Here is a 19,694-nt window from a genome sequence, read left to right on the forward strand (position 1 = left end):
GGCGGCGAGCGCGGCGCCGGTCACTGCGGCTCGCCGCGGATCCAGGCGGTGGCGGCGTCGATCAGCTGGGGCGTCGGTCGCGCCCACCCGGTGTCGATCGAGACCGCAACGCTCATGCCCGCGCGCAGCGTCGGCTGATCGGGCGCAGGCTCGATCTCCAACGTCACCGGCACCCGCTGCACCACCTTGACCCAGTTGCCCGACGCGTTCTGCGGCGGCAGCAGCGCGAACTCCGCCCCCGTGGCGGGCGCGAGGCTGGCCACTGTCGCCGACCAGGTCAGGCCGGGATAGGCGTCGACCTCGAAGACCGCGGACTGGCCCTCGCGCAGATGGGTCAGGTCCGTCTCCTTGAGGTTCGCTTCGATCCAGAAGCGCTCGGCGTCGATCAGGGTCATCACCGCGGCGCCGTCCTCGACGTATTCGCCCGGCTGCAGGCGCACGTTGGCGGCGAAGGCGTCCGCGGGCGCGCGCACCGTGGCCGCGGCGAGGTCGTGCTCGGCCTCGCGCAGGGCCGCCAGGTGCCGGCGCACCTCCGGATGGGCGTCGACCGATCCGTCCGGGTCTCCGGCGAGCTCCGCCAGCGCCTCGCCGATCTCCTCGACGGCGAGGCGCGAGCGGCTTTCGGCCTGCGCCAGCGCGCGCTCGGCGTCGCGCAGGCGGACGTTGGAGACCGCGCCTCCTTGCGCCAGCGCCCGCGTGCGATCAAGGTCCTCGTGCAGGAAGACGCCGTCGCGCGTCGCCGCCTGAAGCTGCGCCAGCGCCATGCGGTGACGGGCCTTGAGCGCCTCGACGCGCAGCCGCGCGGCGGCGAGATCGGCGGCGCGGCGGTCGCGCTCGATCTCGAACCGCGTCGGGTCGAGCCGGAACAGCACCTCGCCCTTGGCGAAGCGCTGGTTGTTGACGACCCCGACTTCCACGACGAGGCCCGAAACCTCGGAGGCCACAATGATGATGTCAGCCTTCACGTAGGCGTTCTCCGTCGTGACGTGCCGTCCTGACGCCATCCAGAACTGGTAGCCGCCAACCGCGATCGCGACCGGGCCGACGACCATGAGCAGCGTGCGCGTCAGGGCGCGCCGCAGCCACGCGAAGAGGCGGCCGATGCGGGCCATCGCCGCGGCCCTACTCCGCCGCCCGGGGCGCGGTCGCGTCCCGCGGAGCTTCGCCCGCCGCGGCGGCCGTCGTTCGGGCCTCGGGCGAAACGTTGGCCTTGATGCGCAGCAGCATGGCGACCAGCCTCTCCCGCTCGTCCGCGCTCAGCCCGGCGAGGGCGGCGTCCTGCGTCTGCTCGGCCAGCGCGCGCATGCGCGGGAGCAGCGGGCGCGAGCCCTCGCCCATATGCAGCCGCCAGGCGCGGCGGTCCTCGGGGTCGCGGCGCCGCTCCACCAACCCGGCCGCCTCCAGCCGGTCGACGTGGCGCGACAGCGTGACGACGTCGAGCTCAAGGATCTCGGCCAGCGCCCGCTGGTTGACGCCTTCGCGCGGGGCGAGGTGCACGAGCACGCGCCATTGCGAGCGCGTCAGCCCCAGCTCGCGCGCATGCACGTCGAACCATGCGCGCATCAGGCGCGAGACGTCGCTGAAGAGGAAGCCGACGCTCGACTCGGCATCGATGAAGTTAGCATGCATATTATAAGCTTGCCTACATTCGTGAAACTGTCAATCGCAGGCGGCGAATCCGGCGGTCGGGCAAGACGCGCGACGCCCCGCCGGCACAGCCCTGTCCACCTGACGGCGCGCAGCTAGAGGCGGCGCGCAGCGGCCATTCGCGCGGTTCGCAACGAACGGCGGCTTCCCGCCCTGATTGCCCAAATCGCGCGCGCCTGCTGTACGCGCCGTCTCGCCGCCCTCACTGGCGCGATGGAGGACAGGTTGTTCCGCCCCCGGCGCGTTCATCCGGCTGAAACCGGAGCGGGGGGTGAGAATCATCCGCTTGCGCGAAGCGGCGTTGGGCGCTCGACCGGAGTTGGAGTTGGAGTTCCCCCGGGTTTGTTGACGGTTGCGGGCCAGAGATCTCTGGCGTCTCGAGGGCGCTCCTTCCTTAGTCGATGGGTGCGAGATATCCCGGAGCCGAGTGACGGCGGCCTCGATTGCATCTGAGTCCGAAGGCCACGGACGTGTGCCGCGAACCCTGGTCGCTGTGGTGGATCACGTCCGGCGGCTTGCGCTGACCGGCCGCCACGTTCATCGCGTCGAGAACGAGCTGCGTCTTCAGCTTCGTCCCCATGGCCCATCCGACGATCCGTCGCGAGAACGCATCGGGCGCCACCGCCAGATGCAGGAAGCCCGCCCAGGCCGGCACATGGGCAATGTCCGCCACGCAGGGCATGTTCGGTCCGTCAGCGTAGACCTTGCGATCGACCAGATCGGCAGGTGGGCGCACGCGGTGGCCCCGAATGGTTGTCGGCGCGCTCCGGCGACGGCTGACGCCAGCCGGCCCTGCCGCTTTCATCAGCCGCTCCACGCGCCTGCAGCCGAGCGACGCGAGATTCGAACTCCCGCGCGAGGTCATCGGAACTCCGCCCAGCCCCATGCTGCTCGACAATCTGTTCCCGAAAAGCCGCCGGATGCGGGTTTCTTGTTCGTGGCATGCGAACACCCTACCCCTCCAGTCAGGGGGCGTCCGCGAAACCGGGGGGAACTCCAGGTCCGGCCGGGCTCTGATCCGGGCGCTTCGATCGAGGGCGGACGGGGGCGTCAATGCAGTTGGCGCGTTGCGAAAAGCCGCGCTACGCTTGGCCCGCAGTTTCCGAGCAGATCGGGGAAAGAGGCGAGGCATGGTCGATCCGAAGTATCAGCCGCTGGACGCGACGAAGGTGCCGCGATTTTCGGACGTGGCGACGTTCATGCGCACGCGCCGGGTTGATCCGGTTCGGGACATAGACATCGGGCTCGTGGGCGTCCCGTTCGATATCGGCCTGAACTACAGGTCCGGCCCGCGGGAGGCGCCCGGCGCCGTGCGGCACGCGAGCCGGCTGATCCGGACGGCGCATCCCTCCACCAATGTGGAGCCCTACAAGCTCTGCAACGTCGCGGACCTGGGCGACGCGCCCGTGAACCCCATGAACCTCGACGCCTCCATCGAGATGATCGAGGCGTTCTACGCAAACCTGAAGGCGCTCGACATCCGCCCCGTGACCATCGGCGGCGACCACACGATCCCGACGCCGATCCTCCGTGCGCTCGCCAAGGACGGGCCGGTCGGCCTGCTGCAGATCGACAGCCATGCGGACGTGATGGACGAGATGTGCGGCACGAAGGTCAATCACGCCACCTTCATGCGGCGCGCGCACGAGGAGGGGCTGATCGACCCGTCGCGCACCGTGCAACTCGGCCTGCGCGGCTCCCGCTTCGTGCCGGAGGACATCCGGTACGGCTACGACGCCGGCTTCACGATCATGACGATGGACGACTACGAGGAGATCGGCCGCGCCGCGGCGATCGCGAAGATCCGGGAAACGCTCGGCGAGGGGCCGGTCTACATCACCATCGACATAGACGGGCTCGACCCCTCCTTCTGCCCCGGAACCGCCGTGCCGGAGATCGGCGGGATCACGCCGCGCGACGTGCAGAAGATCCTCCAGGGCCTGATGGGGTTCGACATCGTCGGCGCCGATATCTGCGAGGTCGCGCCCTGCTACGACCCGACCGGGATCACCGCCGTCACCGCCGCCAACCTGATGTTCGAACTGACCTGCCTGATCGCCCACAGCCTGTCGTCGGGCCAGATCGGGGGCTAGAGACGATCCAGATATTGCTGGACGAAGTCGCAGCCGACCAGTTCGACATAGGCGTCGATCAGCCGCTTCGTCACCGGCCCATAGGCGCCGTGCGGCATCGCCGCGCCGTTGATCGAGGCGACGGGGCAGATGCAGAGCGAAGTGGAGGTGATGAAGGCCTCGTCCGCGTTGTAGGCGTCGTAAAGGTCCAGATCGTCCTCGACGCATTCGACGCCGAGATCGGCGGCGAGCTCCATGGCGGTGGCCCGGCTCACGCCGGGCAGCACGAATTTCTCTCGCGGCGTGCGGATCACGCCGTCCTTCACCAGAAAGATGTTGGAGCCGAGCCCCTCGTTCAGGTTCCCCGCCATGTCGAGGAGGATCGCCCAGCCCTTCGGGTTCTGCGCCTTCACCTCAAGGTCGCCCATGATGAGGTTGAGATAGTTGTGGGTTTTCGCCCGCGGCGTCAGGCATTCCGGAGGGATGCGGCGCACCGAGGGCGTCACGACCTGGATGCCGTCGCGATACATGTGCGCGCGCTCGGCCATAGGCATGGGCGAGCATTCGATGATGACGTTGGGGCCGTAGTGATCCCAGTTGTCGCCCTCGACCTTGAGAACCCCGCGGCTGAGCCGCTGGCCGACCCAGTAATCGTCGTTCTCGCCGAGCAGATGCCTGTTCCGGTCCACCACCTCGCGCGTGATCTCGGCCATGCGCTCCGGCGGCATCGTCGCGTCCATGTGGAGCGCCTTCAGCGAGCGATAGAGCCGCTCGATATGCTCGTCGAGCTTGAAGATGCGCCCCTGGAACGTCCGCGTCAGATCGAAGGCGCCGTCGCCGTAGAGAAAACTCCGGTCGCGGAAGGGCACGACGGCCTGGCTCTCGGGCATGAACTCGCCGTTCATCCAGACGGTTCTCTCGTTTGCGCGTCCGTCCATGATGTCCTCTCCTCGCCAAGTCCTCCCGGTCAAGAAGACCGCCAGTCGCGCCCGCGCGCAAGGCCCCCCGGAACGTTCCGCAGCGCCGCGCCCGCTTCCGCCGCTTCCGGCGCATGTTGCGTCCGGCCTCGGCGGCGCAGATTGTCGCGAGCGAGGATTCGGGGGGATCGGGCGGCCGCGCGTGGCGGTGAACGCCGAGACGCCTCGCCCGGCAGGAGACCATGATGAATACGCCCGACGCCGAAGCCCTTCTGGAAGAGATCAACGGCTGGGCCGCCATCGAGAGCAAGTCGGAGGAGCTTCAGGGCGTGACGAGGATGATGGAGCGCGCCATGGCCGATTTCGAAGCGGCTGGCATGCTTGTGGAGCCCATCGCGGGAACCGAAGGCCTCGGGCCGCATTTTCACGCCCGCACGCCCTGCGGGCGGGAGGGTCCGTCCGTCCTCGTGCTTTGCCATCTGGATACGGTTCACCCGGCCGGCTCGCTCAGGCGCAATCCGATCCGCACCGAGGGCGACCGCGCCTTCGGCCCGGGCGTGTACGACATGAAGGGGGGCGTCGTCCTGGCGCTCGCGGCGGCGCGCTCGCTGATCGGGGCGAACGTCCGGACGCCGCTGCCGATCCGTTTTCTGGTCGTGTCCGACGAGGAGATCGGCAGCCCGACATCGCAGCCCCACATCCGCGCCGCCGCCGCGAACGCCGCCCATGTGCTCGTCACCGAACCGGCCCGTGACGGCGGCAAGGTCGTCACCGCGCGAAAGGGCGCAGCACGGATGAAGATCGCAGCGCAGGGGAAGCCGGCCCATTCCGGCGTCCGGCATCAGGACGGGGAGAGCGCCGTGCTCGAAATGGCGCGGCAGATCGTCGATCTCGAGGCGATGACCCGCTACGAGACGGGGCTGACGCTCAATGTCGGCCTTGTCCACGGCGGCAGCGGCGTCAATGTCGTCCCCGAGCATTGCGAGGCGGAGCTGGACATCCGCATGACGGACCTCGCCGAAGGCGAAGCCGCCATCGCGAGGATCCGGGGGATCAGGCCCTACAATCCCGAAATCAGGCTGACCGTTTCAGGCGGGATGAACCGCCCGCCCTACGCCAAGTCGAACTCCGTCGCCGCGCTGTTCGAACATGCGCGGGGGCTGGCCGCAGAGATCGGTTTCGAACTTCACGACACGTTCACCGGCGGCGGCAGCGACGGCAACTTCACCGCCTCCATCGCGCCGACTCTGGACGGGCTCGGCGTCGACGGGGCGGGAGCGCACACCATGGAGGAGCATCTCCTCGTCTCCTCGCTCGTTCCGCGGATGCTGCTGTTGCGGCGGCTGTTCGAGACGTTGAAAGCCTGAACCGGCCGGTGCGGCTCCGGCGCGGGCGGCGGGCAGGAGGGCGCCGGGGCGCGCCTCGCCCGGCGCAGTTTCAGCGCTGTTTAGGCGGGGGTTGCGACGCCCCCGGCGATGCGCTCCCTCGGTTTCCGGTGCGAAAGGGGCGGCCTGCGGCGGCGCGCTCCGGCATCCGTAGATAATCCTCCGTCGAATGGCGTAGCTGGCCCTGATCGCGGGCGGGAGCGACCCGGCCTCCCCGCGCCCCGCCCATCCACGACATTCGCCGGCGCGACCTCGATCCCCCGCACGATCCCGCCCGCGCCCGCGCCCGCGTGGCGGGAAAGGCGCATCCGGCCACCGCGCAAGCTCGGATCGGCCCCGAAATCCGGTCGGGCCGCCGAAGCCCCGCCAGCAAGGAAACGCTCTCCCGCGCCATCAAGGCCGAATGCCGGGTGATGGGAGGGCAGCGCCGCCTTCGCGCGCAGGCCTCAATCATCGCGATGCAGAAAATCCTTCTGCGCCAAGGGCCTGCACCCTCTGCACAGCGTGTGCGCGCGCCCCGCCTCAGCGGAGCGCGACCAGCTGCCCGCCCGTGGTGACGACATAGACCGTCCCGTCCGCCACCACCGGCGGGACGCCGGAGAGGCCGGAGATCGGCACGCTCGCGCCCGCCGCGCCCGTCGTCGGGTCGAAGCTGAGGAGGGCGCCGTCGGAGCTTGTCAGCAGGAGCCGCCCGCCGGCGAGCACCGGCCCGCCATAGGCGAAGGCGCCCGTGCGGTCGTCCGGGTCGTCATATTCGGGGAGCGGGACGGACCAGAGCGTGGAGCCGTCCTGCGCCGAGAGCCGCTTCAGCTCCGCCGTGTCCGTCACCAGCCAGATCGTCTGCCCCTCGGCCCAGACCGGGCCGCGGGCCCCGAAATCGCGGGTCCAGCCGCGGCGGCCGTTCCGCCCGTCGATGGCGCCGAGCCGGCCGCTCTGGTTCCCCGCGATCACGGCGACGCCGATGATGACCGGGTCCGCCGAGATGTCCGAGATCACGGCGCGGGCGAGGCCGCGGCGCCCGCCGCTCAGGACGTCCGACCAGAGCCGCTGCCCCGTCGCCGCCCGCACGGCGATGAGCTCGCCCGAGCCGAAGGGCAGGATCGCGACGCCGCCGGGGGAGATTGCGGGGCTCGCGCCGCCGAAGATCCCGGCGCCCGAACTCGCGCCGCCGACGCGCCAGCGCACCGACCCGTCCTCCGCACCGAAGGCCATCGCCGTATTGTCCCGCGCGACGGCGATGACGACGCCGCCCGCCGCCGCCGGGGCGGCGCGGATCGGGGCCGGCATCTTCTGCCGCCAGATCTCGGAGCCGCTCGCCGGGTCGAGCGCGACGACCTCGCCGAAGCCGGTGGTGACGAAGAGCCGTCCGCCGTCGATGGCGAGCCCGCCGCCGAAGCCGACCTCCCCGCCCTCGTTCCCGGGCGAGAGATCGACGCTCCACTGCCGCCCGCCGGAGGTGGAGAAGCCGCTGACCTGCGCCTCGGAATCGAGGGTGAAGACGCGCCCGCCATCCACCACGGGCGCCGCGGTCAGCCTGTCTCCGCCGACGCCGATATCGCCGCGCCAGGCGACGGAGAGGGAGGCGCCGGCGGCGAAATGCCCGCCGCCATGCGTCGGGTCGCCGTTCACCTGCGTCCAGGAGGCGTTGCGGACGGGCGCGCCGATGCCGCCGATCTCGGCGACGAGGGCGGGCGGCGCCGTGCGCTCCTCCTCCACCGCGCGGACGGGAATGCGGACGCCGGGCAGGCGCTCCTCGTCATCCTCGAACAGGGAGCAGGCGGAGAGGGCGAAGACGCCGGCGAGGGCGGCGAGGGCGGCGAGGAGAATGCGCGTGCTCATGCCGGGCTCACCCTTCCGCCGCTTCGTCATCCGCGCCGATCGCGACGAGCGCGGCCTCGGCCCGCTGGCGGAGGCCCTGCGGCGTCTCCGCATCCTCCGCGATGGCGCGGAAATCGGCTATTGCGTCCGCCGTCTGCCCGAGCGCGAGCCGCGCGGCGCCCCGCGCCTCCAGCGCGAGCAGCCGGAACGGGCCGGCGCCCTCCGCGATGGGCGCGAGCGCGTCGACCAGCGCCTCTGGCGGCAGGCGCGGCGCATCGGCCATCACGGCGCGGAACGCGGCGAAGTCGCGCAGGAGCGGGTCCATCCCCGGCTCGGCCGCGGCGGCGCGGTAGGCCTCGGCCGCATCAGCCGCCTTCCCCTCCGCGGCGAGAACGCCGGCGGCGCGAAGCCGCGCCAGCGCGGCGGCGCCCTCGTTCCCCGTCTGGTCGGCCAGCGCGGCGAGGGCGGCGGCGGCCTCGGTCGGCGCGGTCTCGACCGCGGCGATCATCGCGGCGCCGGCGCGCTGCGCCTCCTTCTCCGCCTCGATATCCATCCAGGCCTTCGCCCCGGCCAGCGCCACGACGAGGACGACGCCGCCGATCACGAAGGGGCCAAAGCGCCGCCAGAGCGCGAACATCCGGTCCCGCCGGACCTCCTCGCTCACCTCGTCGATGAAACTGTCCCTGTCGCTCACATGCGCCTCCGCGGCCCCTCGACCCTTCGCGGCGGACAATATTCAAGCCGCCCGGAAAAGCCCATAGCCGAAAACCGCCCGGGTGACGCCACGGCATGCGCCCAAGAGGCGCGGGCGGGCCCGATGGAGGTCTTGTCCGGAAAGGACTATGTTATACCTCTGTTGCGTGGTCGCAGGGCGTCCACGCGGGACAAGGCGGCCGAACGATGAAGATCGCGCTTTCCTGGGCCATTTCGCTCGCACTCGCAGCAGGGGCGGCCGCAGAGGGGGCGCGCGCGCCCGTCTCGGTCGTCGCGACCGTGTCGACGGCGCAGCCCTATACCGAGACGCTGGTGCTTCGGGGCCGGACCGAGGCGAACCGCCATGTCGAGCTGAAGGCCGAGATTTCCGGCCTGATCGACTCGGAGCCGCTCCGCAAGGGAACCTTCGTGCGCGCGGGCGAAACGCTGTGCCGCCTCGCGGACGCAGACCGGACGGCGGAACTGGAGGAGGCGAGGGCGCGGCTCGTCGAGGCGGAGCTGAACTTCGAGGCGGCCCGCGAGCTTTCCAAGAAGGGGTTCACCTCGGAGACGCGGGCGAACGCCATGATCGCGGAGCTCGCGCAGGCCCGCGCCCGCGTTCTCCGCGCGGAGCTGAACATCGAGCGCCTCTCGATCCAGGCGCCATTCGACGGCGTGCTGGACAGCGACACGGCGGAACTGGGAACCCTCCTCATGGGCGGCTCGACCTGCGCGACGCTGATCGCGCTCGACCCGATCAAGCTCGTCGCCTTCGCGCCGGAGCGGTCTGTGGACCAGCTTGAGGTCGGCGCCGAGGTTTCCGCCAGGCTCATCACCGGGCGGGAGGCGACGGGGCGCATCAGCTATGTCTCCCGCTCCGCCGACCGCGACACGCGCACCTACCTGATCGAGGCGGATACGCCGAACCCCGACCTCGCCATCCGGGACGGGATGACGGCGGAGATCGAGGTGAAGCTCGAGCCGCGGGACGCGCATCTCGCGCCGCAGACGGCGCTGACGCTGGATGACGAGGGGCGGCTCGGCGTGCGGCTCAACGAAGATAGCGTCGCCCGCTTCGTTCCTGTCGAGGTCCTGAAGGACGAACCGCGCGGCGTCTGGCTCTCGGGGCTGCCCGAGCGGGCGGAAATCATCGTGGTCGGGCAGGAATTCGTCACGGACGGGCACGCCCTCGCGGTCGAATATACCGGGGCGGAGCGCACGCAGTGACCGGGCTCGTCACCTGGGCGGTGCAGCGGAGCCGCATGATCCTGGCGCTGGCGATCATCACGGTCGCCGCCGGGCTCGCCGCCTATGTCAACCTTCCGAAGGAAGGCAGCCCGGACATCGACGTGCCGGTGCTCTATGTCTCCGTCCCCCTCCCCGGCGTCAGCGCCTCGGACGCGGAGCGGCTCATCGTGAAGCCTCTCGAATCCGAGCTGCGCGGCCTCGAAGGGCTGGACGAGATGACCGGCATCGCGACCGAGAACCACGGCGCGGTGCTGCTCAAGTTCGATTTCGGCTGGGACAAGGCCGCGACTCTCGCCGAGGTTCGCAACAAGGTGGACCGCGCGCGGTCCGAGATGCCGGGCGAGATCGAGGAACCTCAGGTCATCGAGGTCAATCTCTCGCAATTCCCTGTCCTCGTCATCTCCCTGTCCGGCGACGCGCCGGAGCGAACCTTGCTGCGCGCGGCGAAGGACATGCAGCGGGAGATCGAATCGCTCTCCTCCGTGCTGGAGGTCGGGCTCGCCGGCCACCGGGACGAGATGCTGGAAGTGCTGATCGACCCCCTGAGGATGGAGGCCTACAACGTCACGGCGCAGGAGCTCCTGAACGTCGTCTCCGCCAACAACGCGCTTGTCGCCGCCGGCGCGCTGGAGACGGGAACGGGCGCCTTCTCCGTCAAGCTGCCGGGCTCCTTCGAGACGGCGGCGGAGATCTATGAACTGCCGGTGCGGCTGCAGGGCGACCGGATGGTGACGCTGGGCGACATCGCCACGATCCGCCGCACCTTCAAGGACGCGGAGGGGACGGCGCGCTACAACGGCGAGACGACCGTCGCGCTCCAGGTCAAGAAGCGGGTCGGCGAGAACATCATCGAGACGGTCGCCTCCGTGCGCGCCGCCGTCGCAGCGGCCGAGGCGCGCTGGCCGCAGGCGCTGCGCGACTCGGTGGACATCGACATGTCGATGGACGAGAGCCAGCGCGTCTATGACATGGTGGGGCAGCTCGAGGGCTCGGTCCTAACCGCGGTGCTGCTCGTCGTCTTCGTCGTCGTCGCCGCGCTCGGCTTCCGCTCCTCGCTCCTCGTCGGCGTCTCGATCCCCTTCTCCTTCCTCCTCGCCTTCGCGCTGCTCGCCGTGTTCGGGATGAGCGTGAACAACATGGTGATGTTCGGGCTGATCCTCGCCGTGGGCATGCTGGTGGACGGCGCCATCGTCGTCGCCGAATACGCGGACCGGCGGCTTTCGGAAGGCGCGGACCCGGGCGAAGCCTATGGCGAGGCGGCGCGGCGGATGTTCTGGCCCATCGTCTCCTCCACCGCGACGACGCTCTGCGCCTTCCTGCCGATGCTGTTCTGGCCGGGGATGCCGGGGCAGTTCATGGGGCAGCTTCCGGTCACGCTGATCTTCGTCCTCTCCGCCTCGCTGATCGTGGCGCTGATCTTCCTGCCGGTGATCGGCTCGGTGCTCGCGCGCGGTTTCGCGGCGGTCGGGCGGATTTTCGCATCCGTCGGCCTCCGGCGGCGGCCCAAGCCGAAGCCGGTCGAGTACGGCTATCGCCGCACCGCCTTCGGACGGGTGATCCAGGCCGTGGTCGGGAACCCCGTCATGCCCTTCGTCGCGATCTTCGCGGCCGTCGCTCTCATGGCCGGTTCCGTGATGCTGTTCCAGACGAACGGCAAGGGCGTCGAGTTCTTCGTCAAGACGGAGCCGGAGCGGGCGATCATCCATGTCCGCGCCCGCGGCAATCTCTCGCTGGCGGAGAAGGACCGGCTGGTGCGGCAGGTCGAGCAGGAGGTGCAGGGGATCGAGGGCGTTTCCGCCGTCTTCGCATTCGCGGGCAAGGGCGGGCTCGACCAGCAGGGCAACGACGCGCCCTCCGACGCGGTCGGGCAGGTGCAGCTCGAACTTGCGCCCTGGGGGACGCGGCCGCACGGCGACGAGATCATCGAGGAGGCGGCGCGCCGCGTCGCGCGGGTGCCGGGCGTGATCGCCGAACTCTCGATCCAGAAGGACGGGCCGCAGCAGGGCAAGCCGATCCAGCTCCGCCTCTCGACGCCGGACTGGGAGACGCTGATGGCGGTCGCCGCCGCCGCGCGCGCCGGGTTCGAGCAGGTGGACGGGCTCGTGGCGGTGGACGACACGCGCCCCCTGCCCGGCATCGACTGGGAAATCGACGTGGACCGGGAGATGGCGGGCCGCTTCGGGACCGACATCGCGACCATCGGCACCATCGTCCAGCTCGTCACGCGCGGCGCGCTCCTCGACACGATCCGGCCTGACGACAGCGACGACGAGCTCGACATCCGCGTGCGCTTCCCCGAGCAGGACCGGCTTCTCTCAACGCTCGAACAGCTGAAGCTGCGGACGAGCCAGGGGCTCGTCCCGCTCTCCAACTTCATCGAGATCCGCCCCTCCCCGAGCATCGGGGAGATCGCGCGCTTCGACACCGTGCGCTATATCGACGTGCGCGCGGATCTCGCGCCCGGCGTCAACGCCAACGAGAAGATTGCGGAGATCACCGCCTGGCTGGAGGCGAACCCCCTCCCGCCCGGCGTGACCTGGAGCTTCCGCGGCGATCAGGAGGAGCAGGCGGAGAGCATGGCCTTCCTCGGCTTCGCCTTCATCGGCGCGCTCGGCCTCATGTTCGCGATCCTGCTGGCGCAGTTCAATTCGGTCTACAATTCCGTCCTCGTGCTGACGGCGGTGGTGATGTCGATCTCCGGCGTCCTTCTCGGCATGGTTGTGATGGGGCAGACCTTCTCCATCATCATGACCGGGACGGGAATCGTCGCGCTCGCCGGGATCGTGGTGAACAACAACATCGTGCTGATCGACACCTATCAGGAATACGCGCGGGAGCATCCGCGGCTCGAAGCCATCATTCGGACGGCGGAGCAGCGCATCCGGCCGGTGCTCCTGACCACGGTCACGACGATGGCGGGCCTCGCGCCGATGATGTTCGCGACATCGCTCGACTTTTCCGCCTTCGGCCCGCTCTTCGCCGGGGGGCTCCTCAACGCCGCGGCCTGGTCCGCCTTCGCCGCCGGCGTGCTTGATGTCGGCGCGCCGACCGCGCTCTGGTGGGTGCAGCTCGCCACGGCGGTGGTCTTCGGGCTCGGCGTCTCGACCTTCCTGACGCTGATGGTGACGCCCGCAGCGCTGGCGATCCGCGTTTGGGTCAATGACGGGCTCTTCGGCCGCTACGGCGCGGCGCATCGGGCGCTCGTGCGGGCGACCGTCTTCGGCGCGCGCCGGCGGCGCTTCTTCGCCGAGGCCGCGCGGCGGCGCGCGATGCGGAAGGCGGAGGCCCCGGAGTTCACCTGGGCGGACGAGACCGAGCCGCCTTTCCTGCCGGCTGCGGCGCGGCCCTTCAAGGACGCGGCGGAGTAGGCGCGGCCTTAGGGCGGGAGCAGCGGGAATACCGATGTTTCGAAACGCGGCGCGATCCGGCGAGGCCTGCCGTCGTCCGAGCGGCGCGCGAAGGGGCGCGGCCTCCCTCGGGGGGTCGCCTCGGACCGGCCGAGCTTATCGATTTATGGCGTAATATACTCTGACGATTGAGCCATTTGCGGCGTTGCGTTGCGGCCTCCCTGGCGGGAGGGAGGAAGCGGCCCGGGCTGGTCGCCCGGGCCAGGGGAAGTGGGGGAGCGCTGCGCTCCCGCCCGGCCGGGGCGGTCAGGCCGCCTCCTCCTCCCGCTCCGCCTCCTGCCGCCGCCACATCTGCGCATAGCGGCCGCCGCGGGCGATGAGGTCGGCATGGGCGCCGCGCTCCACCACGCGGCCCTCCTCCAGCACGAGTATCTCGTCCGCCTCCACCACCGTGGAGAGGCGGTGCGCGATCATCAGGACGGTGCGGTTCGCGCCGAGGCGCTTCAGGCTCTCCTGAATCTCCTGCTCCGTGCCGGTGTCGAGCGCGGAGGTCGCCTCGTCGAGGATCAGGATCGGCGGGTTCTTCAGGATCGTGCGCGCGATGGCGACGCGCTGCTTCTCCCCGCCCGAAAGCTTCAGCCCGCGTTCGCCCACCATCGTCTCGTAGCCTTCCGGCAGGGCGGAGATGAAGTCGTGGATCTGGGCGGAGCGCGCGGCCTCCACGATCTCCTCCTCCGTCGCGCCCTCCCGGCCATAGGCGATGTTGTAGCGGATCGTGTCGTTGAAGAGCACGGTGTCCTGCGGGACGACGCCGACCGCGGCGCGGAGGCTCGCCTGCGTCACGTCCCGAACATCCTGCCCGTTCACGAGCACGCGGCCCTTCTGCACGTCATAGAAGCGGAAGAGGAGGCGGAAGAGCGTAGACTTGCCGGAACCGGACGGGCCGACGACGGCGAGAGTCTTGCCCCCCGGCACGGTGAAATCCACCCCCTTCAGGATCGGCCGCTCGCCCTCATACGCGAACTCGACAGTCTCGAACCGCACCTCGCCCGTTCCGGGGTCGAGCGCCTTCGCGTCCGCGCGGTCCGAGACCTCGGCGGGCTGGTCGAGCAGCGTGAACATGTCCCGCATGTCCACCAGGCTCTGGCGAATCTCGCGGTAGACCGTGCCGAGGAAGTTGAGCGGCATGGTGAGCTGGATCATGTAGGCGTTGACGGCGACGAACTGGCCCACCGTCATCTGCCCCGCCTGCACCCCTATCGCCGCCATCGCCATGACGATGACGAGTCCGGCGGTGATGATGACCGTCTGCCCGACATTGAGCCAGGCGAGGGAGACGCCCGTCTTCACCGCCGCCTCCTCGTAGCCCTCCATCGAGCGGTCATAGCGCGCCGCCTCCCGCGCTTCCGCGGTGAAGTATTTCACCGTCTCGAAGTTGAGGAGGGAGTCGACCGCCTTCTGGTTCGCGTCCGTATCCCGCTCGTTCATGCGGATGCGGATCTTCACCCGCCATTCCGTCACCTTGAACGTGAACCAGACATAGATCGCGATGGTCACGACGATGACGAGGAAATACCAGCCCGAGAAGGCGAAGAAGAAGATCGCCGCGACCATGCCGAGCTCGAGGATCAGCGGGCCGATGGAGAAGAGCATGAAGCGGAGGAGGAAATCGACGCCCTTCACCCCGCGCTCGATGATGCGGGAGAGGCCGCCCGTCTTCCGCGTGATGTGATAGCGGAGGCTCAGCGCGTGGACATGGCGGAACGTCTCCAGCGCGAGCCGCCGGAGCGCTCGCTGCCCGACCTTGGCGAAGACGCCGTCCCGAAGCTGCGCGAAGGCGATGGAGGCGACGCGCGCGAAGCCGTAGAAGAGCACGAGCGCGACGGGCGCCATGAGCCAGGTCGCCGGCGCCGGCGCGTCCGCGGCGAGCCCGTCCACCGCATACATGAAGCCCACGGGCGTCAGCACCGTCGCGATCTTGGCGAGGATCAGCGCGGCCATCGCGCCGACGACGCGGATCTTCGCCTCCCGCTCCCCGTCCGGCCAGAGATAGGGGGCGACGCGGCGGATGACGCGGAAATCCACCTCCCCGCCGCTATGGCTGCGGCTGCGCATGTCGTTCATCGGATCGTCCTTCCTTCCCCCTCCACTTAGCGCGGGCGGGCGGGCGACGCCATGGCGGGCGGAGCGAAGGCTGATTTGGGGGCGAAGCATGGCCGATGAACCCGGCCGGGCGGAGGCGCGGCGCTCCCCCCGTGCGCCTTGGCCCGGGCGACCAGACCGGGCCGCGGCCTCCCTCCCCCCAGGGAGGCCGCATAGCAACGGCGCAAGACGTGCAATCGTTCGAGTTAGTGGCGACATAAACCACAAGGGCCAATCCGCTCGAGGCGGCCCCCCGAGGGAGGCTGCGACCCTACACGCTCCGTTCGCATGCCGGCCAGCCTCGCCGGAGCGCGCCACGCTTCCGCCGGATCTGCCTCTCCCCTACTCCCCCGGCGCCGGGAGCGTGAAGATCTGGCCCGGATAGATCAGGTCCGGATCACGGATCGCGCCTCGGTTCGCGCCATAGATCAGCGTATAGCGTATGCCTTCGCCATAGACCGAGGCGGCGATACGCCAGAGGCTGTCCCCCCGCTGCACGGTGAAGGCGCCGGGCGCCGCGGCGGCGGCCTCGGCCGGCTCGCGCAGGAACGGCGTCTCGATCCGGCTCTTCACGCCCGCCGGGGTGACCTCGTCGAGCCGCAGGCGATAGGCGCCGGCGGCGACGCCCGCGCTCTCCCAGGCCCAGGCGCCGGCCGCGTCCGCCCGCGCGGCGCCGAGCGGCGCGTCGTCGAGATAGAGCCGCACCTCGGAGCCCGGGTCCGCGCGGCCGGAGAAGCGGACGCGCCCCTCGGCGTCATAGGAGATGACATCGAGCGCGACGCCGCCTTCGGGCCGCGGCGCGGGCTGGAGGATCTCGGCGCCGGCTTCGGTCGCGCGGGCGACGACGGGGGCGGCGCCCTCCCCTTCCCCGCCGAGGATGAGGACGGGCGCAGGCTCCGATACGGGCGGCGCCGCGGCCTCCGCCGCTTCGGACGGCGCCGGCGCGGGGAGGGCGGCGCGCGCCGTGACGCTCTGCGCCTCCACGTCGGGATCGACTCGGACGAAGGCGGTGAAGGCGCCGTCCGCGCCCGCCCGCGCCTCACCGACGACCGCGCCGCCCACGACGATCTCGACCTCGGAGCGCGGCTCGGCCCGCCCGGCGACGAGCCCGGCCCCGTCCGGCTCGACGCGCACGAGGTCGAGCGCGGGGGGCGCCGGGGCCGCGACGGGCTCGGGCGCATCCGGCGCGGCGGCTTCGGGCTGAGGCGCGGGCGCGGGCGCCGCCTGTTCCGGCTCCGGCGCGGCGGCGGTTTCCGGCGCGGCGGGTTCGGGCGACGGCGGAGAGGCGGGCGCGACGGTCGCATCCGCGATCCCGGCGACGGGCGGCGCGGAGACCTCCCCGGCCTCCCGCCCGAAACCGAACCAGAGGGCCGCCAGCGCCGCAAGGGCCAGCGCCGCCAGCCCCGCTCCTCTCCCGAACCCGGCCCTTCGTTCCGGCATGCGGCGCTCTCCCTTGAATTCCACGGTTTTCATGCCGCGAACGCGCAGCCCTGTCGAGCGGCCAATGCGCGCGCCGGGGCCCAGGCGGCGCCTTTCGCCGCGGCGCGCGCCCCGCTATATGGCGGCGATGCTCGACAACGCCCCCGCCCTCCCGCCGGAAATCGCCCGCCGCCGGACCTTCGCGATCATCTCGCATCCCGACGCCGGGAAGACGACGCTGACGGAGAAACTGCTGCTTTTCGGCGGCGCCATCACCATGGCCGGGCAGGTGCGCGCCAAGGGCGAGGCGCGGCGCACGCGTTCCGACTTCATGAAGATGGAGCAGGACCGGGGCATCTCCGTCTCCGCCTCCGCCATGTCCTTCGAATACGGGCCCTACTGGCTTAACCTCGTGGACACGCCGGGCCATGCCGACTTCTCGGAGGACACCTATCGCACGCTGACGGCGGTGGACGCGGCGGTGATGGTGATCGACGGCGCGAAGGGCGTGGAGAGCCAGACGAAGAAGCTCTTTGAGGTGTGTCGCCTCCGCGACATGCCGATCCTGACCTTCTGCAACAAGATGGACCGGGAGAGCCGGGACCCGTTCGAGATCATCGACGAGATCCAGGAGACGCTGGCGCTCGACGTCTGCCCGCTTTCCTGGCCGGTCGGCGTCGGGCGGGATTTCGTGGGCGCATGGGACATGGTCAACGACCGGCTGGAGCTGATGGACCGGGCGGAGCGGAACGTGAAGGGCCGCTCCCTCTCCTTCTCCTCGCTCGACGATCCGAAGCTCGCAGACCATGTCGAGCCGCATCTGCTGGAGACGCTCCGCGAGCAGGTGGAGATGGCGCGTGGGCTCCTCCCCGCCTTCGACCGGGAGGCGTTCCTGCAGGGAACGATGACGCCGATCTGGTTCGGCTCCGCGATCAACTCCTTCGGCGTGAAGGAATTGCTGGAGGGGCTCGGCGCCTACGCCCCCGCCCCGCAGCCGCGGATGACGGACCGGCGGCAGGTCTCCGCCGAGGAGAACAAGGTCTCTGGCTTCGTCTTCAAGGTGCAGGCGAACATGGACCCGAAGCATCGGGACCGGGTGGCCTTCGTCCGCCTCTGCTCAGGGCATTTCAAGCGCGGCGCGAAACTCCGGCATGTGCGGAGCGGCAAGCCGATGGCGATTTCCAACCCCGTCCTCTTCCTCGCCAATGACCGGGAAATCGCGGACGACGCCTGGGCGGGGGACATCATCGGCGTGCCGAACCACGGGCAACTCCGCATCGGCGACGCGCTGACGGAGGGGGAGGACCTCCGGTTCACCGGCATCCCCTCCTTCGCGCCGGAATTGCTGCAATCGGTGCGCGCGGGCGACCCGATGAAGGCGAAGCATCTCGACAAGGCGCTGACCCAGTTCGCCGAGGAGGGCGCGGCGAAGCTCTTCAAGCCGGAGATCGGCGCGGGCTGGATCGTCGGCGTCGTCGGCGCGCTCCAGTTCGACGTGCTGGGGAGCCGGATGGAGACGGAATACGACATGCCGGTGCGCTTCGAGCCGACGCAGTATTCCTCCGCCCGCTGGGTGCGGGGGGAGCGCGAGGCGGTGGAGGCCTTCGTGAAGGCGCATCGAGGGCAGATGGCGCGGGACCATGACGGAGACCCGGTCTTCCTCACCCGCATCCAGTGGGACATCGACCGGGCGGAGAAGGATTTCCCGGATGTGACGCTGGCGATGACGAAGGAGATGATGATCTGAAGCGGCGCGGGAACGCATCCCCGCGCCCCGCGTTTCATGGCGACCGAACCTGAAAGGATCATCGCCATGTCGTTCCGTCTCATCGCCCTCGCCCCGCTCGCCCTGCTGGCGCTCGCCGCGTGCAACACCGTCGAGGGGTTCGGGCAGGATGTGCAGTCCGGCGGCGCCGCGCTTGAGGACGCCGCCGAGGACGCGCAGGAGTAAGTATGCGCGGCGCTTCTAACAGGCCGGCCGCCCTGCGAGCGGCGCACGGAGGGGCGCGGCCTCCCTCGGGGGGCCGCCTCGGAACGACCGGGCCAAGCGGTTTATGGCGCAAGATACTCTGGCGGCTGAGCTATTTGCGCCGTTACGATGCGGCCTCCCTGGGGGGAGGGAGGCCGCGGCCCGGTCTGGTCGCCCGGGCCAAGGGGCGAGCGGGAGCGCTATGCTCCCGCCCGGCCGGTTGGTCTCGCCCTATTCGATCCGCGAGAGCAGCGCCGGCGCCGTCACCAGCGGGCGGACGCCGTGCGCCTCCTCCTCCCCGAAGACGTTGCCCTCCGCCCATTCGTGGAGCGAGCCGATATGGAGCTTCACGCAGCCGGGCCGGACGGACCAGGTGACCTGGAGCGGCGAGCAGACGCTCTCCGAATAGCTCGGCCCCGTCGTCGAGCCCGCGAAGACGACGGGCGCGCCGCCCGGCAGCGCGCGCGGCTGGCGCCCCTGCCCCGGCCAGTCGAAATCGCGGATGTCGGCCGCTGCGGGATCGTTCACGAGAAGGAAGACCTGCGCCTCCACCCGCAATTGCGGGTTGCCGCAGGCCTGCGAGAGGCAGGCGCCGAGGCCGGGGCCGGGGGCGACGTCGCAGGTCGAATAGACCCAGTGGACCTCGAACGCGTCGCCCGGCTCCACCCCCTCGAACGCGCCTTCGAGCGGAGCGAGCTCCGCCGCACTCGGCTCCTCGTCGCAGAGGAAGCCGGCGCCGCCGGGCGCGAGGCGCATGAAGCCCGGCCCGCGATGCTCGGCCTGCACATGCCCGTGGATGTTGCAGAGGCTCATCGCCTCCGGCGCCGGCGCGGTCGCGAAGCGGACCGGGTTCGCCCCTTCCCGCGCAGAGATGTCCCGCGGCGTCTGGGGGCCGTAGCCCTCGCACAGATCCTGCGCCGCGGCGGCGCCCGCGCCCAGCGCGATGATGAAGGCGGTCAGTATTCGCATGTCGTGCTCCTCCGGCGACTCATTCAGCACGCGAAGATTGACATTTACACCTTCGCGCGTATTTTGCG

Annotated in this window: 15 protein-coding genes; 6 read left to right on the plus strand and 9 right to left on the minus strand. The window is 70.4% G+C overall.

Features of this window, described 5'->3' with window-relative positions; all coding sequences use genetic code 11:
* Nucleotides 1-20: 20 nt before the first annotated feature.
* The 3 genes from ACE37J_RS06350 to ACE37J_RS06360 all read right to left on the minus strand — a co-directional run bounded on the left by ACE37J_RS06350 (nt 21) and on the right by ACE37J_RS06360 (nt 2,533).
* Complete coding sequence (locus ACE37J_RS06350) at nt 21-1,112, minus strand: HlyD family secretion protein (RefSeq protein WP_409708771.1); 1,092 nt, start codon at nt 1,110-1,112, stop codon at nt 21-23.
* Between the two features lie 10 nt (nt 1,113-1,122).
* Nucleotides 1,123-1,629, minus strand: a complete 507-nt coding sequence (locus ACE37J_RS06355; RefSeq protein ID WP_409708774.1) for a MarR family winged helix-turn-helix transcriptional regulator — start codon at nt 1,627-1,629, stop codon at nt 1,123-1,125.
* 412 nt (nt 1,630-2,041) lie between these two features.
* Nucleotides 2,042-2,533, minus strand: coding sequence for a DDE-type integrase/transposase/recombinase (locus tag ACE37J_RS06360; RefSeq protein WP_409708777.1), 492 nt, complete (start codon nt 2,531-2,533; stop codon nt 2,042-2,044).
* A 244-nt stretch (nt 2,534-2,777) separates the two neighbouring features.
* Between ACE37J_RS06360 and speB the strand changes: the two genes are divergently transcribed.
* Nucleotides 2,778-3,740, plus strand: a complete 963-nt coding sequence (gene speB / locus ACE37J_RS06365) for an agmatinase (protein ID WP_409708780.1) — start codon at nt 2,778-2,780, stop codon at nt 3,738-3,740.
* Here speB and ACE37J_RS06370 read toward each other — a convergent pair.
* Entirely contained in the window at nt 3,737-4,657 is a 921-nt protein-coding gene (locus tag ACE37J_RS06370) for an aminotransferase class IV (RefSeq protein WP_409708783.1), read from the minus strand. The two genes, speB and ACE37J_RS06370, sit on opposite strands and share 4 nt — an antisense overlap.
* A gap of 224 nt (nt 4,658-4,881) precedes the next feature.
* Between ACE37J_RS06370 and ACE37J_RS06375 the strand changes: the two genes are divergently transcribed.
* Nucleotides 4,882-6,003, plus strand: a complete 1,122-nt coding sequence (locus ACE37J_RS06375; protein WP_409708786.1) for a M20 family metallopeptidase — start codon at nt 4,882-4,884, stop codon at nt 6,001-6,003.
* Between the two features lie 540 nt (nt 6,004-6,543).
* Here ACE37J_RS06375 and ACE37J_RS06380 read toward each other — a convergent pair.
* Both ACE37J_RS06380 and ACE37J_RS06385 read right to left on the minus strand, forming a co-directional pair.
* Complete coding sequence (locus ACE37J_RS06380; RefSeq protein WP_409708789.1) at nt 6,544-7,860, minus strand: PQQ-binding-like beta-propeller repeat protein; 1,317 nt, start codon at nt 7,858-7,860, stop codon at nt 6,544-6,546.
* Nucleotides 7,861-7,867: 7 nt separating this feature from the next.
* Nucleotides 7,868-8,533, minus strand: a complete 666-nt coding sequence (locus tag ACE37J_RS06385; protein ID WP_409708792.1) for a tetratricopeptide repeat protein — start codon at nt 8,531-8,533, stop codon at nt 7,868-7,870.
* Nucleotides 8,534-8,739: 206 nt separating this feature from the next.
* Here ACE37J_RS06385 and ACE37J_RS06390 point away from each other — a divergent pair, with 206 nt between their 5' ends.
* Both ACE37J_RS06390 and ACE37J_RS06395 read left to right on the plus strand, forming a co-directional pair.
* Nucleotides 8,740-9,759, plus strand: coding sequence for an efflux RND transporter periplasmic adaptor subunit (locus tag ACE37J_RS06390; protein ID WP_409708795.1), 1,020 nt, complete (start codon nt 8,740-8,742; stop codon nt 9,757-9,759).
* Complete coding sequence (locus ACE37J_RS06395; RefSeq protein WP_409708798.1) at nt 9,756-13,148, plus strand: efflux RND transporter permease subunit; 3,393 nt, start codon at nt 9,756-9,758, stop codon at nt 13,146-13,148. The genes ACE37J_RS06390 and ACE37J_RS06395 overlap by 4 nt, the downstream gene beginning before the upstream one ends.
* Nucleotides 13,149-13,433: 285 nt before the next feature.
* Here ACE37J_RS06395 and ACE37J_RS06400 read toward each other — a convergent pair whose 3' ends face one another.
* Complete coding sequence (locus ACE37J_RS06400) at nt 13,434-15,251, minus strand: ABCB family ABC transporter ATP-binding protein/permease (protein ID WP_409708801.1); 1,818 nt, start codon at nt 15,249-15,251, stop codon at nt 13,434-13,436.
* Between the two features lie 360 nt (nt 15,252-15,611).
* Nucleotides 15,612-16,709 (minus strand): LysM peptidoglycan-binding domain-containing protein, encoded by a 1,098-nt coding sequence (locus ACE37J_RS06405; RefSeq protein WP_409708804.1) that lies wholly within the window; start codon nt 16,707-16,709, stop codon nt 15,612-15,614.
* Nucleotides 16,710-16,836: 127 nt separating this feature from the next.
* Here ACE37J_RS06405 and ACE37J_RS06410 point away from each other — a divergent pair, with 127 nt between their 5' ends.
* Together ACE37J_RS06410 and ACE37J_RS06415 are read left to right on the plus strand one after the other, a co-directional pair.
* A complete protein-coding gene (locus ACE37J_RS06410) occupies nt 16,837-18,435 on the plus strand; it encodes a peptide chain release factor 3 (RefSeq protein WP_409708807.1) in 1,599 nt (532 codons plus the stop codon).
* Nucleotides 18,436-18,501: 66 nt separating this feature from the next.
* The gene (locus ACE37J_RS06415; RefSeq protein WP_409708811.1) at nt 18,502-18,639 is read left to right on the plus strand and encodes an entericidin A/B family lipoprotein; all 138 of its coding nucleotides are present in this window, start codon (nt 18,502-18,504) and stop codon (nt 18,637-18,639) included.
* Between the two features lie 249 nt (nt 18,640-18,888).
* Here ACE37J_RS06415 and ACE37J_RS06420 read toward each other — a convergent pair whose 3' ends face one another.
* Nucleotides 18,889-19,626 carry a delta-class carbonic anhydrase gene (locus ACE37J_RS06420; RefSeq protein WP_409708814.1) on the minus strand — a complete coding sequence of 246 codons (738 nt, stop codon included), beginning with the start codon at nt 19,624-19,626 and terminating at the stop codon, nt 18,889-18,891.
* Nucleotides 19,627-19,694: the final 68 nt, after the last annotated feature.

Origin of the sequence: Pikeienuella sp. (assembly GCF_046290545.1) — a bacterium.
Taxonomy (GTDB): Bacteria; Pseudomonadota; Alphaproteobacteria; order Rhodobacterales; family Rhodobacteraceae; genus Pikeienuella.